We start from the raw sequence: 15984 nt of genomic DNA, 5'->3' as shown, positions 1-15984 counted from the left end.
CGGACATTGGGGCACCTATACAATCATTTATCCGTTTCGGATGCTAGAGACACATTTGGTGGCGTCTTTGATATATATGCGGCGCGTGTTCAATCATTTATCCGTTTCGGGGCATCTGAAGCAGCCCTGCAAGTGGTCGTTGACCATGCCTGTCGATTGCATATAGGCGTACATGGTGGTCGGGCCGACGAACTTGAACCCTGCCTTTTTCATGGCCTTGCTCATCTCGATTGATTTCCGGGTCACTGCGGGAACCTCTTCCCGGCTTTTCGGCCTGTTCACGCGCGGCCCGTCAGGTGCGAAGCCCCAAATATAATCGGCGAATGGCCTACCCAATTCCAGCGCGACCTGGGCGTTATGGATAGTGGCCTCGATTTTCCGCCTGTTGCGGATGATGGCTTTGTCTTCCATCAGCTCAGGTATTTCGTCACTCATCTGCGCAACGCGTTCGATATCGAAATCATGGAACGCCGCATCGATCGCCTTGCGCTTGTTGATGATGGTGTTCCACGAAAGCCCAGCCTGCATGGCCTCAAGCGCGAGCCGTTCGAAAAGGGCTTGGGAGTCATAGCAGGGCGTGCCCCACTCGGTGTCGTGGTAGACCAGCATGTCGTGGCTCAACCCCAGATACGATTGCGGCCAGCAACGTTGCAGGCCGTCGCCGTCAATTGTTGGGTTGCCGGCCGTGTTTTTCGGATTCGTCTCTGTCGGTTTTCTTTCCGTGTTCATACGTCGAGCGTTCCTTTCTTTAAAACGCTATGTCTTTTATACTCGTGAGCCCCGGCATTTGTGCATATCCGGTGCATAACTTTTGCGACACGCCCGGACGTTGTGGATAACCGGGGTCATTCGACCACACCACTCGTTTTTGCTCCGCTATTTGGAGGATATGGGGGATAGTGGAAGGGCGGGACGGTTAATGCCAATGTTGCAATGAAAGGAGGCATGGCAACGATGATGGACGATAGAGAGAAACAACAGCTCAAACGGGAACGATTGAGACTCGCAAGGCAACAACTCAGGAAGAAGCTCGTTGGCTTTCTTTGGGGACTGGTGACGATTCTTGCGGTATTTGCTGTGTTGTTCATAGGCTTTGCGACGGGTGGGCATGAAGCCTCCGCTGCGACTGACACCACGTTGGACGAAACATTGGATTCGTCCAAAGACATTGGTGAGGCCCATGAATCCACGACGGCTTTGCCCCAACGTTCGCTGGGATTCATTGAACCGATCGGATCTGTGGATCCTCCGGTTCACAACGAAAAAGGGTGCAAAGCCAATATGAGATGGCCGGTACTGCCACATGTGGTGACGAGGCGGTTCAAGGCTCCCAAACAGGTTTGGGGACCGGGTCATCGTGGCGTCGATATCGCGGCGATAGAGGACACTCCATTGTTCGCACCGGCAAGCGGCTTCATCAGTTTCGCCGGGAACGTGGCGGGAAAATCGGTGGTAAGCATCCGTCATAAAAGTCTCACTTTGACTCTGGAACCGGCCCAGACGCTTCTGCCGATGGGAACGCCGGTGGTCAAGGGAATGCCGATTGGTGTGGTCAAAGGCGTTTCGGACCATTGCACCGGAATCTGCGTGCATTGGGGAGTTCGCAAAAGCAGAAAGGAATACCGGGACCCTCAGCAACTGGCATCGAAGAGAAAGATAGTGCTCAAACCTGTTTCCCAGTAATGGGTTGACTCGGCCTGTTCGGTAGAACAAAGGCTTGCTTCCCCATAATCCAGAAGTCCTTGTTTAAGTGAGGGACGGCGATGAGACAATCATTTCAACGGATAATGTCTTACAATCTATCTTACGGGACAAGGCGTTAAGGGCAGTCTGGCAATAATTCTGTTTTTATAGTCCTGCATCCGCCAGTGAGATGTATCCGGGTTCAATAAGCAAATGCTTGAGATTGCCGGCGCTGATGGCCATCGGCTTTTCATGGATGGCGTTCATCTTTGCGCCGTTGATCGTTGCCGTCTTGACATAGGGAAGTTCGGTCACGTTTTTCCCGGCTTCGATGATGGCAGTCGCTCCGGCGATGTCTTGTGACAGTTTTTGGATATTTTCCATTCCTGTCATCCATTGCTTTCCATTGACCACATCGGGCATCATATCGACATACGCACCGTAACCGGTGATGATCGGCCAAGCCATGTCGCCTTCACTGTCGGATTGCGACTGTGCTTCTCCCTTGGTGTTGCTTTCTTTGCTGTCCTTCGGCTTCGGAGGCGCAATCTTATCGAGATTGTGTTTGCCGGTGAGCGTGCCGACAATGCCGGATACTTCGATTTCTGGATTGATGTCGGCTGCGGTGCCGGTATATTTGAGGCTGGTCAGCTCATCAACCACCGCCGACGAAACGAAATCGTTCATGGCAAGAATGCCGTCGACGTGAAGCGTCTTGCCGTCTTTGGTTGAGTCGGTGAGCCTCGTGTCCAGCTCGTTTTTCACCTCTGCGGTTTTGGTTGCTTTGAATGAAACGGATTCCCAATCTTTGTCGGTCGTGGTTGCGGTGAGCTTCTTTGACGGGCTTACGGCTCGTCCGTCCTTGAAATAAGGCTGGAGGACGTCCCATATCCCTGCAAAGGCTTCTTCGGCAAATGCGTCGGTGTTGCCGGCGGTCGAATCGCCGTCTTCACCGATGGGAATCATGACCTCAACGGATTTGGGATGCATATTGGTCGTTTTCTCCAACGCAAGTTTCGATACGAGTTGTTCCGCCTGCAAGGCGCCGATCTGACGCGGGGTCGACATGCTCACGAAAATATCCGGAGTAAAGCCGGCCAGGGGATTGGCGAGAATGACGGTGCGTGCCCCTGCCTTTTTCGCCAGTTTCAAGGTTTTTACCAACCGCTTGCCTGCTGTGGCCTCGTCGTTCTCCTCGGTATCGCCTTTTGTGTTTCCGTTTTGTGTCTGCGCTGATTTGTCAGAAGACGAGGATGAAGTTTTGGAATCCGTATCGCTGTTGGCATTTGTATTGGCTGTGGTCATCGGTTTTTCTGTGTCATACGTCGGTGCGTCACTCGGATTGGTGACGTAGTCGCCATATTGTTCGTTGCCTTTGTTCTCGGAGATTGCGGGTGCGACGATCAGTGTCGTGTGGTGGTTGATGTCATCGGATGCGGCGGAAAGCTGGTTGACCACATAGTCCTGCACATCATCACTCTGCTTGGTGAGGTTGCCGTCAGTCTTCACTTTGATGTTCTTGGATTGGAAACCTGCATCGGTAAGCGATTTCGTGACTGCCGGCGCGAACTTGGCCCATTTGCTCAGCGGAGTGTGCGATGATATGGAAATCCCATCGGATGGGGTGAAAATCATGACATTGCTTTTGGCTGCTGCCGAACTCACCGATACCTTATCGGTGTCGATCGAGGTGGTTCCCGCATCCTGATGCCCGCTGCCGCAAGCTGCCGAAGTCATCGTCAGGATTGCAGCCGTGGCGAAAGCCAGGAAACGTGCCAAGGAATGCTTGCCGCGCGTCGTCATGAGTCATCCTTCTTTAATATGCTTCGAATCAACCAAGATTGATAGTAGTCTGGGGGCGATATGAAAGCACCGCCGCATATGAATACTTGCAATGTTATGCGACGGCGCCAAATTAAACCATGGACTAACGCGATTGGTTCAGTTCCTTTTTCAGCTCCTCATCCAATGCGTCCATGAAGCCCTCTGTGTCAAGCCAAGGCTGATCCGGGCCGATGAGCATCGCCAGATCCTTGGTCATCTTTCCGCTTTCCACCGTCTTGATGATGACCTGTTCCAGGGTTTCGGCGAAATACCCGACTTCAGGAGTCTCGTCAAGCTTGGCGCGCTGCTTGAGCCCGCCGGTCCATGCGTAAATCGAAGCGATGGGATTGGTCGAGGTCTTCTCACCTTTGAGCCAACGACGATAATGACGCGTCACGGTGCCGTGCGCCGCCTCGGCTTCTACCGTCTTGCCATCGGGGGTCATCAGCACTGAAGTCATCAGTCCCAGCGAACCGAAGCCCTGCGCCACTGAGTCGGATTGCACATCGCCGTCGTAGTTCTTGCACGCCCAGATATAGCCGCCATGCCACTTCATCGTGCTGGCCACCATGTCATCGATAAGCCGGTGCTCGTAAGTCAACCCTTCCGCCTCAAAGCGAACCTTGTATTCGTTTTCGTAGACTTCGGCGAAAATGTCCTTGAACTCACCGTCGTAGGCCTTGAGAATCGTGTTCTTGGTGGAAAGGTAGACCGGGTAGTGCCGCATGAGCCCGTAGTTGAAGCAGGCTCGCGCGAATCCACGGATGGAATCATCAAGGTTGTATTGCACCTGTGCAACGCCGGCGCCCGGATAGTCATAGACCACGTGTTCGATGGGTTCACTGCCGTCTTCCGGAGTGAACGTCACCGTCAGGCGTCCAGGCTTGCCCACTTTGAAATCAGTTGCTTTGTACTGGTCGCCGAACGCATGCCTTGCCACGACAATCGGCTTCTTCCAGCCGGGGACCAAACGAGGAATATTCGAGATCACGATGGGTTCGCGGAAAATCGTGCCGCCGAGAATGTTGCGGATCGTCCCATTCGGCGACTTCCACATCTTTTTCAGGTTGAATTCCTTGACACGCGCTTCGTCGGGCGTGATGGTGGCGCATTTGACGCCGACATGGTGCTTCTTGATGGCATTGGCCGCGTCGATGGTTACCTGGTCGTTTGTTGCGTCGCGGTTTTCGATGCCGAGGTCATAGTAATCAAGATTGACGTCGAGGTAAGGCAGGATAAGGCGGTTTTTAATATCCTTCCATATCACTCTCGTCATTTCGTCGCCGTCGAGTTCGGCTATCGTCCCTTTGACCTTGATTTTTTCCATGCTTGCTCTTTCTTGTAATAAGGAATATGAAATAATTATCACTCCAAAATATGTCATCGGTGTTGCTTTGACTGACTGACGAGACGCTGTTTTCCTGATTTTCCAATCGGTGGTCCTCGTCACGTATGGGAAGTAACCTTGAAGCCATGACTCAGGAAATTGAAATCGGTTTGGGCAAAAAGGGCCGTCTGGCCTATTCGTTGGATGATATCGCTATCGTCCCTTCACGCAGGACCCGCGACCCGAAGGACGTGTCGACGGCATGGCAGATTGATGCCTATCAGTTCGACGTCCCGGTGCTTTCCGCTCCGATGGATTCGGTGACTAGCCCCGCCACGGCGATTGCCATGGGCAAGCTCGGGGCACTCGGCGTACTCGATCTTGAAGGATTGTGGACACGTTACGATGATCCGCAGCCTCTCCTCGACGAAATAAGCCAGCTCGATGAAGCCGATGCCACCGCCCGTCTGCAGCAAATCTATGAGGAGCCGATCAAGCCGGAACTGATCACACGTCGTCTGCACGAGATTCGTGACGCCGGTGTGACGGTGGCTGGCGCTCTTTCGCCCCAGCGTACCCAGGAATTCTATTCGACCGTGATTGACGCGGGAGTCGATCTTTTCGTCATCCGTGGCACTGCGGTTTCTGCCGAGCACGTCTCGGAAAGCCACGAACCATTGAACTTGAAGAAATTCATCTACGACCTTGACGTTCCGGTCATTGTCGGGGGAGCAGCCAGCTATACCGCCGCCCTGCATCTTATGCGTACAGGTGCGGCCGGTGTGCTCGTCGGTTTCGGCGGCGGAGCGGTTTCCGCAACCCGCGCCACCATCGGAGTCCATGCACCGCTCGCGACCGCGATTGCAGATGTGGCCGAGGCCCGCCGCGATTACATGGATGAATCCGGCGGCCGTTATGTGCAGATCATCGCCGACGGTGGGATGGGTACTTCCGGCTCGTTCGTAAAGGCTTTGGCGATGGGCGCTGACGCGGTAATGCTCGGAGCGCCTCTGGCACGCGCCGAAGAGGCTCCCGGGAAGGGCACTCATTGGGGCGCTGAAGCTCGTCATCCCTCGCTTCCTCGCGGAAAGCGCACGAAGGTCGGTACGGTCGCTCCGTTGCAGCAGATTCTCTTCGGGCCCAGCCACAACGCCGATGGAACGGTGAACTTCATCGGTGCCCTGCGCCGTGCCATGGCTTCCACCGGATATGTTGACCTCAAGAACTTCCAGCATTGCGACGTCGCGGTCACGCTTTCTCATCTGGGTTGATCGACGCGATCATTTATTGTTAGTGGGCTGTTCGAGCAATCAGACAGCCCATTTTTTTATTGGCTAATCATCGGATCATGATCATTGTCATCGTATAAAATTCAAGGTTTTCTGCGAAAATCACTGAAAATCTTGAATTTTTGCCAAAAAAGCTCTTTCGCCTTGACTTTGTAGCACAAATCTGTTGCTCTGGATTTAAGCGAGAACGATGAAAGAGAGGCTCGATAATGAACGTACAGGCACAGACGCACCCGCAACAGATGACGATTACGCAGCGTTCGGGATTGCCCACTTACGACGGATCGATTCGAATCGAGTTGTCGAATCGGCCCGTTCCCTACCATATCTCACGTTGTTATCCGGGCGAGTTGAGCGAGGCGGAATGCAGAAGGTTCAGCCTGTCTTCCTGCAGATTGGCATGTATGAGTTTGGATGTGGTTCGTGGACGGACGCCCCCGCAGAGCCTTCAACATGCCCTGAGCGGCCCTTGCATCCAACGTCTTGAAACGCTGTCGTATCTGCTGGAAAACCATTTGCGTACGCATCAGGAGCTCAAGGCCAAGTTGTGTTATCTCCCCGCAGTGCCGATGCTGGTATACACCACGTTGGTCAGCCCCGACACAACGGAGACCGTCGTAAGCCTGTCCGTGGGCAAGTCCACTTATTGGGTCACATTGGTGTTCAGGCGCAGCGGTTCACGTTGGATTTGCACCACTGCAGACCTTGGCTAAGCACGATATCAAGCACTGCTCGAATCTAATAGAAGTTACGCTAACGTAGCATTTGGGGTTACGGTTGCGTATAGTTAGACCTATGTTGCGAGAATTCTATTTGGATCCTGTCACCAAAACCACCGATAAGGACACCATTTATTCCCTGTTGTCCAAAAGAGCCGAGAAGGACCCTGATGGGCCGATAGCGGAATGGCTCGATGAAGACACCCAGCAATGGCACACGGTTACAGCCGGCCAGATGCTTGACCGCGTGCGTAAGGTCTCTAAGGGACTTATCGGACTGGGTGCCAAGGCCGGAAGCATGGTCGTCATCTATGCCGCGACCAGTTACGAATGGGGAGTAGTCGATTTCGCCTGTGCCGCCATCGGAGCCGTGAGCGTGCCGATTTACGAAACGGACTCGCCCAAGCAGGCCAAGGGTATCGTCGAAGACGTCGATCCGATTGTCGCTTTCGGCGGGGACGCCGAACATACCCAGACACTCGAGGAATTCCGTCGCGACCGTGACAATCTCAAATACGTGTTCAACCTTCAGGAGGATGGCCTCGAAGCCGTCTCCGATTTCGGGACTTCGGTGAGCGACGAAGAGCTTGATGAAGCCATTTCCCGTGTGCGTGCCGACGATATGCTCACTATTGTCTACACTTCCGGGTCCACAGGAAAGCCGAAAGGCGTCATGTTGTCCCATAGGAACTTCGTTTCCACGACATTCATCGGCTGGGCCGTGCTCGACGACATGCTCTACCAGCCAAGCAGACTGCTGCTCTTCCTGCCTCTGGCTCACTGCTTCGCCCGTTACATCCAGTACGTGGCCATTGGAGCGCAGGGCGTGGTGGGCTATACGCCAAGCGCCAAGCATTTGCTCACCGACCTTCGCACGTTCAAGCCGACCTATCTGCTCGGCGTCCCGCGCGTTTTCGAGAAGGTCTACAATGCTGCCTCGCAGAAGGCCGGAGCCGGATTGCAGGGGCGCGTGTTCAACATGGCGTTCGATCATTTTGTCAAGTGGTCCAAAGACCAGCAGGAAGGTCGCGGCCACAGCTTGGCCGAACGGCTGAAGCACAAGTTCTATATGAAGACCGTCGGCGCTTCGGTGCGCAGCGCCTTGGGCCCGAACCTGAAGTATGTCGCTTGCGGCGGCGCGCCGATGAATGCCGATCTGGCGCACTTCTTCAACGGCATGGACGGCATCACCTTCATTCAGGGATACGGCATGACCGAAACCGCCGCCCCCTGCATCGTCGCTTTCCAGGACTTCAACAAGGTCGGAGCCGTCGGTCGCCCCGGCACCGGCATCGCCGTGAAGCTGGCCGATGACGACGAGCTGCTGATCAACGGCGAAGACGTCTTCCTCGGCTATTACAAGCAGCCCGAATTGACCGCCGAAGCCAAGGAACCGGGCGGTTGGGTGCATTCCGGCGACATCGCGCAGATCGATGATGACGGCTTCGTCTATATCACCGGCCGCAAGAAAGACATCATCATCACCGCCGGCGGCAAGAACGTCAGCCCCGCACCGATGGAAGACACCATTGGCACCTGCCCGATCGTCTCCCACGCTGTCGTCATCGGTGACGGACGGCCCTTCATCGCCGCCCTGATTGAACTCGACCCTGAAATGGTGCGTTCCTGGCTGGCCAACAATGGCATGGACGAAAACATGCCGATGGACGAAATCTGCAAGAACGACGCCGTCCGTTCCTACGTTCAGCAATATATCGACCAGGCCAACAGCTCGGTCTCGCGTGCGGAATCAGTGCGTAAATTCGTTATCGTTCCAGACCAGTTCACACAGGAAAACGACATGTTGACCCCGAGTATGAAGGTTGTGCGTGGCGAGGTCCTGAAGCACTATGCCGATCTCATCAATACGAAGATCTATACTCCTAAGACGCGAGTCAAGCCGGCACCCTCGGCTGCCACGGGCTTCATCGACAAGACCGCTGAGAAGGCGCGGCAGGCCACGGATGCGATGACCCCGAAGGTTCGTGAGGCTTACGAACAGGCCAAGCAGAATGTAGGGGTTCGTCTTGCCGAGCATGAAGCGGAGCGCGAGGTTGAAGACCCTTGGAAGGAATCTCCCAAGGCTGACGATCAAGGAAACGACTCGCCGGCTGAAAAGTAAGCAGCCATTTGAAAGCATCAAGAGGAGCAGTGCATTGGCGATACGAGAAATAAGGGTTGTGCCCGATCCGGTGCTGAGGACCCCGTGTGAACCGATCCGGGAAATAACCCCAGCCGTGCGCAACATGGTGCAGGATTTGCTCGACACGGTCGACGATCCCGGCCGCGCGGGCCTTTCAGCCAATCAGATCGGCATCAGCCTGCGTGCCTTCTCCTACAACATCGACGGCAAGCTCGGCTACGTCCTGAACCCTGTCATCGAAGAGACCAGGGGAGAGCAGTACGGCGACGAAGGCTGCCTCTCGGTTCCAAAGCTTTGGTACAAGACCAGGCGAGCCGATTATGCGCGCGTTCGCGGCATCGACCTTGACGGCAAAACCATCGTGGTGGAAGGCACCGGCATCATGGGCCGTATGCTCCAGCATGAGACCGACCATCTCGATGGACATATCTATCTCGACCGCCTTGAAAAAGAGGAGCGCCGCGAGGCCATGCGTCGCATGCGTGAGGCTCGCTGACCGTATTATCGCAGCATTTAAACACGTATAACTCGTTCGGATACAATGAAGCCCGTATCCGAACGAATTTTTTTATTCAGACGTGAACCGCAAAAAAGACGTAGCCTGTCTGTTCTTGAAACAGCGGCAGTTATGGTTACGCGCATACCGAATAGCCGTCTTTTATACCATGTTTGTGCTATTTTAAAGAACAGTGTGTTAATGGCTTCCAAAGCGGTCACGTTGCCGAGGAAGCAAAAGAATATTGTCAATCAAACACACGAATTCGCGCTATGCACGTGACGGACTGTGTCGGTCGATGGATTCGCTTTTCAAGCGGAACCGTCGCACTCAGACCCGCATGGCCAGGCAATAACCGACTGAAAGGTAGCAGTATCATGGCTCAGATCACTATGAGCGAAATGCTGAAGGCAGGTTTGCACTTCGGCCATCAGACCCGTCGCTGGAACCCCAAGATGAAGCAGTACATCTTGATGGAGCGCAACGGCATCCACATTATCAATCTCTTCAAGTCGCTCGACCTGATCGACAAGGCTTACGATTTCATCAAGCAGACCGTGGCTCACAATGGCACCGTCCTCTTCGTCGGTACGAAGAAGCAGGCCCAGGAAGCCATCGCCACACAGGCCACCCGCGTCAACATGCCTTATGTTTCCGAGCGCTGGCTTGGCGGCATGCTCACCAACTTCCAGACCGTCTCCAAGCGCGTCGCGCGCCTGAAGGAACTGGAAGAGATGGACTTCACCGACGTCCACGGCTCCGGGCTTACCAAGAAGGAGCTCCTGCTCCTGCAGCGCGAGAAGAACAAGCTGGAGAAGCAGCTTGGCGGCATCCGCAACATGACCCGTACGCCTTCGGCCATGTTCGTCGTCGATATCAACAAGGAAGCGCTGGCCGTTGAGGAAGCCCACAAGCTGAGCATCCCGGTCGTCGCCATCGTCGACACCAACACCGATCCCGATCTCGTGGATTATCCGATTCCGGCCAACGATGACGCCATTCGCGGCATCGAGCTCTTGACCTCGCTCATGGCCGACGCCGTGGCCGACGGTCTGCTTGAGCGCAGCGGCAAGGCCGAGAAGACCGAAGACAAGTCCGAGCAGCCGATGGCCGCTTGGGAGAAGGACTTGTTGAAGGACAAGGATGAGAAGCCCGCCGAGGACGCAACCGCCACCGCCGAAACCAGCCCTGCAGAGGCCAAGGTCGAGGAAACCAAGGTCGAAGAGGCCAATGCCTGAGAGCATTACGTGCAAAAGGCGGTGTCGGAAACTTCTGGCTTCCGCGCCGCCTTTGACGCATTGAGTACGAATTACAACATTTCAAGGAGATATACATGGCAGCAATTACAGCAGCTTTGATCAAGCAGGTGCGTGAAGACACCGGCGCCGGCATGATGGACGTCAAGAAGGCGCTCACCGAGGCCGAAGGCGACGTGGCACGCGCCAAGGAAATCATCCGCGCCAAAGGCATCCAGGCCGCAGGCAAGCGCGAGGGCCGCACCGCCCAGGAAGGCACCATCGCCTCCCGTGTGGTCGACACCGCCAATGGCCAGGCCGGTTACGCCGTCGAGCTCAATTCCGAGACCGATTTCGTGGCCAAGACCCCGAAGTTCGTCGCCTTCACTGACGGCGTGCTTGATGACGCCATCAAGGCAGGTGCCTCGACCGCGGAGGAAGTTCTTGCAGCTCCATCCGCCGATGGCACCGTCAAGGAAACCGTGGAAGAAGCCGCGGCCCTGTTCGGCGAGCACGTCAAGGTCGGCCAGGTGGCCAAGGTCGAAGGCCCGAAGGTCGAGATTTACGCGCACAAGAAGTCCGCCGAGATGCCGCCGAGCATCGTCGCCATCGTCGCCACCGACGAGAAGGGCGCAGCGGTTGCTCACGAGGCCGCTCTGCAGATTTCCGCCATGGGCGCCAAGTGGCTCAAGCGCGAGGACGTTCCGGCTGATGTCGTTGCCTCCGAGCGCCGCGTGGCCACCGAGAAGTCCCAGGCCGAAGGCAAGCCCGAGAAGATCATCCCCAAGATCGTGGAAGGCCGCATGAACGCCTTCTACAAGGAGAACGTGCTGCTTGAGCAGGAATACGTCAAGGACACCTCCAAGTCCGTCGGCGACCTCTTCAAGCAGGCCGGTGGCGAACTGCTCGCCTTCGCCCGCATCGAGGTAGGCAAGGGCGAAGAGAAGTGATTTTCGCTTTTCGAAGCTTTTGATTTGATATAAATGTTGGTCGGTATCTTCTGATATCGACCAACATTTTTTATTCTGTTACTTGTGGTTCTTTATCGTGATTTCACAAGGATTCTAAATTCTTCATATTATTTATCGATATATAACCAAATATATTAATGAAGAAAAATTCTGATCCGAAGCATCTGATAACCAGATACACGCACACAGTTGCTGTCGTTGTGAACAGATAATCTATTACTCAGTAATATGCCGCCAGACAAGGATAGAGAGGCCGCTGATGACTAAAGATGGCAAGGACGATACAGGTCGACGAGTATTGTTGAAGCTTTCCGGAGAGGCTTTCGGAGGCGGTCATATCGGTATCGATACCAAAGTGATTCGCCGCATTGCCCAGGAAATCCACAAGGCCGTTGAACAGGGCGTTGAGGTTGCCATCGTCGTCGGCGGCGGTAACTTCTTCCGTGGGGCCGAACTTCAGCAGGCCGGCATCGAGCGCAGCCGTGGTGATTATATGGGCATGCTCGGCACCGTCATGAACTGCCTCGCGTTGCAGGACTTCCTTGAGCAGGAAGGTCAGGCCACCCGTGTACAGACCGCCATCACCATGGGCCAGGTCGCCGAACCCTATATTCCGTTGAAGGCCATTCGTCACCTTGAAAAGGGACGGGTGGTCATTTTCGGTGCGGGTGCCGGCATGCCGTACTTCTCAACCGATACCGTCTCCATCCAGCGTTCCCTGGAGATTCATTGCGATGCCGTGCTGATGGGCAAGAACGGCGTCGATGGCATCTATACTGCCGATCCACGTAAAGATTCGAATGCCAAGCGTTTTAAGACCCTGAGCTATCAGCGTGCGTTGATCGACAACCTCGCCGTCATGGATGCCGCAGCACTTTCCATGGCCCGCGAAAACGACCAGCATATTCGCGTGTTCGGCTTGGAAGAGGCCGGCAACGTCACCAAAGCCTTGGTGGGCGAACCCATCGGCACGCTGGTGTCGAACCTTGAATCGGAAATCATTCAATAACTTGTCGGCATCATTTTTACGATGCTATTAATCGGTAAGCAAGCAGTCCAACCGGAAACGTAAAACATCGGCTCGTATCGCGAGTCATAAAAGGAGATAACAATGGCAAATCCCGTAGAACAAGCCAAGCAACAGATGAAGAAGTCCGTGGAGGCCACCAAGGAGAACTTCTCCGGCATCCGTACCGGCCGCGCCAACCCGGCGCTTCTGAACGGTCTTGTCGTCGACTATTACGGCGCCCCGACGCCGATCAAGGCCGTGGCTTCCATCGGCGTGCCCGAACCACGCACCCTTTCCATCACTCCGTTCGACGGCTCCCAGGCCAACGCCGTCGAAAAAGCCATCCGTGATTCCGATCTCGGTGGCAGCACCCGTCGCGACGGCAACGTGATCCACCTGACCATGCCGGAACTGACCGAGGACCGCCGCAAGGAATACGTCAAACTTGCCAAAGGCAAGGCCGAAGACGGCAAGGTCGCGGTGCGCAACATCCGCCGCAAGGCCAAGGAAGCCATCGACAAGGCCGTCAAAGACGGCGACATGGGCGAGGATCAGGGCGATCGTATGCAGAAGGATCTCGACAAGGCCACCAAAGAGACCAGTGAGACCATCGACCAGCTTCTTGATGCCAAGGAAAAGGAGATCATGGAGGTCTGATTTGGTTTTTGCGCGTCTTTTAAACCTCTGTTCCGCAAGACGCGTGAAAAATCCATCAGGAGATATGAAAGAAAAGGGCAATGACCAACAAGCAACGACATGAGGCGGGCGGCGAAGTCAACTCGGCGCTCAACGACATCAATAAGAAAACAGGGCGTAATATGCCTCAGGCCGTTGCCACAGCTGTCTTCCTCATTGCGCTTATCGTGGCATGCCTGCTTATCAAGATTGATCTCTATATTCTGCTCATAGCCGTCTTCCTGGTTCTGGCCATGCGTGAGCTTCACGTTTCTTTCGCCACAGTCCATCTTTATATTCCCCTTGTGGTGCTTTGGCTGTGTTGCGCAGGGACTTTGCTTTCCGTCTATTACTCTCCGAATCATGTGCTCGCCGCCGGCGTGGGCATAGCCACCTCGACGGTAGCGGTCGCCATCGCGGCCAATGTACGGCATAATGTGGGCAAACGGCTTGCTGGAGCCATCGAAGGCAAGCTTGCTGCCGCGCAAGGTGTGGGAAAAACCTCTGCTTCTTCGGCGGCGAATACCAAAAACGGTGAAAGCAGCATTGACAATGTTGCGGTTTCGGTGTTCCTTGTTTTGTATATCCTGGTATTGGCCTCATGCATCATCCTTCCCGAAACCTTCAACGGCCATCCGGTGGCTCACGCCATCATGTTGATTTTCCTGCCTGCGCTTTCGGATACGGGCGGTCTTTTCTTCGGCGCGTTCTTTGGGCGTCACAAGCTTTCGCCGCGTATATCGCCCAAGAAATCGTTCGAAGGTCTTTGCGGTTCCATTCTGTTCGCGATGGTCGGTGCCTTCGTTATTTTCGCGATTACCTATCCGAGCCTGTGGGCCACCCGTTGGTGGGTACCGATTCTTACCGGTGTGATGGTCGGCGTTGTCGGCACGTTCGGCGATCTGTGCGCCTCCATGCTCAAGCGTGACATGGGTTTGAAAGACATGGGGCATCTGCTCAAAGGCCACGGCGGGGTCATCGACCGCGTCGATTCGATTCTGCTATGTGCGCCGTTCTTCACCTTGTTGCTCTGGTCGACCGGCATGTGATTGTCTTGGCATGACTCGTCTTCTGACCTGTGGCATTTGGGCCGGATTCGAGAAGAATACAAAATAAACGTTTCCTGCCTGTATGGATTGAATTGGTGATAAAATCCATCACTTTGTACCAAGTCGGATAAAAGCGACTTCGGTTTTGCGTGGCAACGCATGAGTCGAACATAGAGAACCGTAATAATGAATCTGAATCGTAATGAGGGCACAATGAACCACTCGGATGCAATGACAGCACAATCGTCTCGTGACACAGTTGAATCCGGGGTGACCGCAGGAGGGGAGACGGGCGCATTCCGTGATGTGCTCGCGAAAAACCATGCACGTCGCGGAAAGCCTCCGGTGCACTTTGCCGATATGACCGAAGAACAGCGTATCGAAACTGCCAAGCAGCTCGGTATGCCGAAATTCAGGGTCAAACAACTGGGCAACCACTACTTCGAGCATTTCAATAACGACGTTTCCACCTTTACCGATTTTCCCGCCGCCAAGCGCGAGCAGGCGCAACAGGCGTTCTTCCCGACCTTGATCACCGAAGTGACGCATCAGGTCGCCGACAACGGCACCACCATCAAGACGCTCTGGGAGCTTTTCGACGGCTCCCATATCGAATCGGTGCTCATGCGCTATCCCAACCGGGCGACCCTCTGCATTTCCAGCCAAGTCGGCTGCGGCATGGGCTGCCCTTTCTGTGCCACCGGCCAGCTCGGCTTGACCCGCAACCTTTCCACCTCGGAAATTCTTGAGCAGGTTCGCGTCGCCGCCAAGGCGATGGCTGACGGAAAAGTCGCCGGCGGACCAGGACGGCTCAGCAACGTCGTCTTTATGGGCGAAGGCGAACCAATGGGCAACTACAAGTCCGTACTCTCAGCCGTGCGCCAGATCAGCGCCATGCCACCTGAAGGCTTCGGCATTTCCGCCCGAAACATCACAGTCTCCACTGTCGGTGTAGTCCCCGGCATCAAGAAACTTACGCAAGAAGGCATTCCCGTTCGACTGGCTGTCTCCCTGCACGCCCCGAACGACACGCTTCGCGACGAACTGGTGCCAATGAACCGACGCTTCAACTCCGAACAGGTGCTCGATGCAGCCCATGATTACTATTTGGCCAGCCATCGCCGTGTCAGCATCGAATACGCGCTCATGCGCGGCATCAACGACCAGGCCGAACATGCCCGTCAGCTGGCCCATCGCCTCAACCATTATGGTGACAACTGGGTGCATGTCAACCCGATTCCGCTGAACCCAATCGAAGGCTCCAAATGGACCGCCTCGAAACCCGAGGACGAAGAACGCTTCCTTGATATCCTTCACAGCGCCGGTATAACGGCGACTTTGCGCGACACCCGTGGCTCCGATATCGACGGTGCCTGTGGCCAGTTGGCGGCGAAGAACATCCGGGCATAGGCCGTTTACCGACTTATCTGTTGATCAGGTTTCGTAGTTCGCGTATGCATATCAATGCGTCGGCTGCGCTGATCCACTCAATCGGTTTGAACCAATTTTCGCGATGTTTTGAGATGTTGCGTTCTCAATTCCGGTTGATGAATTAGTCTTGAAT

At 55.1% G+C, this 15984-nt stretch carries 14 protein-coding genes; 11 read left to right on the top strand and 3 right to left on the bottom strand.

Annotation, left to right across the window (positions count from 1 at the left end):
* Positions 1–93: 93 nt before the first annotated feature.
* Positions 94–729, bottom strand: a complete 636-nt coding sequence (locus OZX67_RS05310; RefSeq protein WP_277141548.1) for a DNA-3-methyladenine glycosylase I — start codon at positions 727–729, stop codon at positions 94–96.
* A 216-nt stretch (positions 730–945) separates the two neighbouring features.
* On the opposite strand from OZX67_RS05310, the gene OZX67_RS05305 reads away from it, so the two are divergent.
* Complete coding sequence (locus OZX67_RS05305; RefSeq protein ID WP_277141547.1) at positions 946–1683, top strand: M23 family metallopeptidase; 738 nt, start codon at positions 946–948, stop codon at positions 1681–1683.
* Between the two features lie 165 nt (positions 1684–1848).
* Here OZX67_RS05305 and OZX67_RS05300 read toward each other — a convergent pair whose 3' ends face one another.
* On the bottom strand, positions 1849–3486 hold the full coding sequence (locus OZX67_RS05300; RefSeq protein ID WP_277141545.1) for a hypothetical protein: 1638 nt from the start codon (positions 3484–3486) through the stop codon (positions 1849–1851).
* A 124-nt stretch (positions 3487–3610) separates the two neighbouring features.
* Entirely contained in the window at positions 3611–4834 is a 1224-nt protein-coding gene (locus OZX67_RS05295; protein WP_277141543.1) for an NADP-dependent isocitrate dehydrogenase, read from the bottom strand.
* 146 nt (positions 4835–4980) lie between these two features.
* Here OZX67_RS05295 and OZX67_RS05290 point away from each other — a divergent pair, with 146 nt between their 5' ends.
* The 10 genes from OZX67_RS05290 (at position 4981) to rlmN (ending at position 15830) form a co-directional block, all read left to right on the top strand.
* Positions 4981–6105, top strand: a complete 1125-nt coding sequence (locus tag OZX67_RS05290; RefSeq protein ID WP_277141541.1) for a GuaB3 family IMP dehydrogenase-related protein — start codon at positions 4981–4983, stop codon at positions 6103–6105.
* Positions 6106–6332: 227 nt separating this feature from the next.
* On the top strand, positions 6333–6836 hold the full coding sequence (locus OZX67_RS05285) for an Rv3235 family protein (protein ID WP_277141539.1): 504 nt from the start codon (positions 6333–6335) through the stop codon (positions 6834–6836).
* Positions 6837–6918: 82 nt separating this feature from the next.
* On the top strand, positions 6919–8964 hold the full coding sequence (locus tag OZX67_RS05280; RefSeq protein ID WP_277141537.1) for an AMP-binding protein: 2046 nt from the start codon (positions 6919–6921) through the stop codon (positions 8962–8964).
* A gap of 34 nt (positions 8965–8998) precedes the next feature.
* A complete protein-coding gene (gene def / locus OZX67_RS05275) occupies positions 8999–9481 on the top strand; it encodes a peptide deformylase (protein ID WP_277141533.1) in 483 nt (160 codons plus the stop codon).
* 377 nt (positions 9482–9858) lie between these two features.
* Positions 9859–10719 (top strand): 30S ribosomal protein S2, encoded by an 861-nt coding sequence (gene rpsB / locus OZX67_RS05270; RefSeq protein WP_277141531.1) that lies wholly within the window; start codon positions 9859–9861, stop codon positions 10717–10719.
* Between the two features lie 95 nt (positions 10720–10814).
* Positions 10815–11666, top strand: a complete 852-nt coding sequence (tsf, locus tag OZX67_RS05265) for a translation elongation factor Ts (protein ID WP_277141529.1) — start codon at positions 10815–10817, stop codon at positions 11664–11666.
* A gap of 280 nt (positions 11667–11946) precedes the next feature.
* The gene (gene pyrH, locus OZX67_RS05260) at positions 11947–12696 is read left to right on the top strand and encodes a UMP kinase (protein ID WP_277141527.1); all 750 of its coding nucleotides are present in this window, start codon (positions 11947–11949) and stop codon (positions 12694–12696) included.
* 102 nt (positions 12697–12798) lie between these two features.
* A complete protein-coding gene (gene frr, locus OZX67_RS05255; protein ID WP_277141525.1) occupies positions 12799–13353 on the top strand; it encodes a ribosome recycling factor in 555 nt (184 codons plus the stop codon).
* Between the two features lie 80 nt (positions 13354–13433).
* Positions 13434–14420: a phosphatidate cytidylyltransferase gene (locus OZX67_RS05250; protein WP_277141523.1), complete on the top strand. Its 987-nt coding sequence runs from the start codon at positions 13434–13436 to the stop codon at positions 14418–14420.
* A 231-nt stretch (positions 14421–14651) separates the two neighbouring features.
* Positions 14652–15830: a 23S rRNA (adenine(2503)-C(2))-methyltransferase RlmN gene (gene rlmN, locus OZX67_RS05245; protein ID WP_277144947.1), complete on the top strand. Its 1179-nt coding sequence runs from the start codon at positions 14652–14654 to the stop codon at positions 15828–15830.
* Positions 15831–15984: the final 154 nt, after the last annotated feature.

The sequence above is a fragment of the Bifidobacterium sp. ESL0728 genome (assembly GCF_029392015.1).
Taxonomy (GTDB): Bacteria; Actinomycetota; Actinomycetes; order Actinomycetales; family Bifidobacteriaceae; genus Bifidobacterium.
This window is presented reverse-complemented; position numbering and strand designations above follow the sequence as displayed.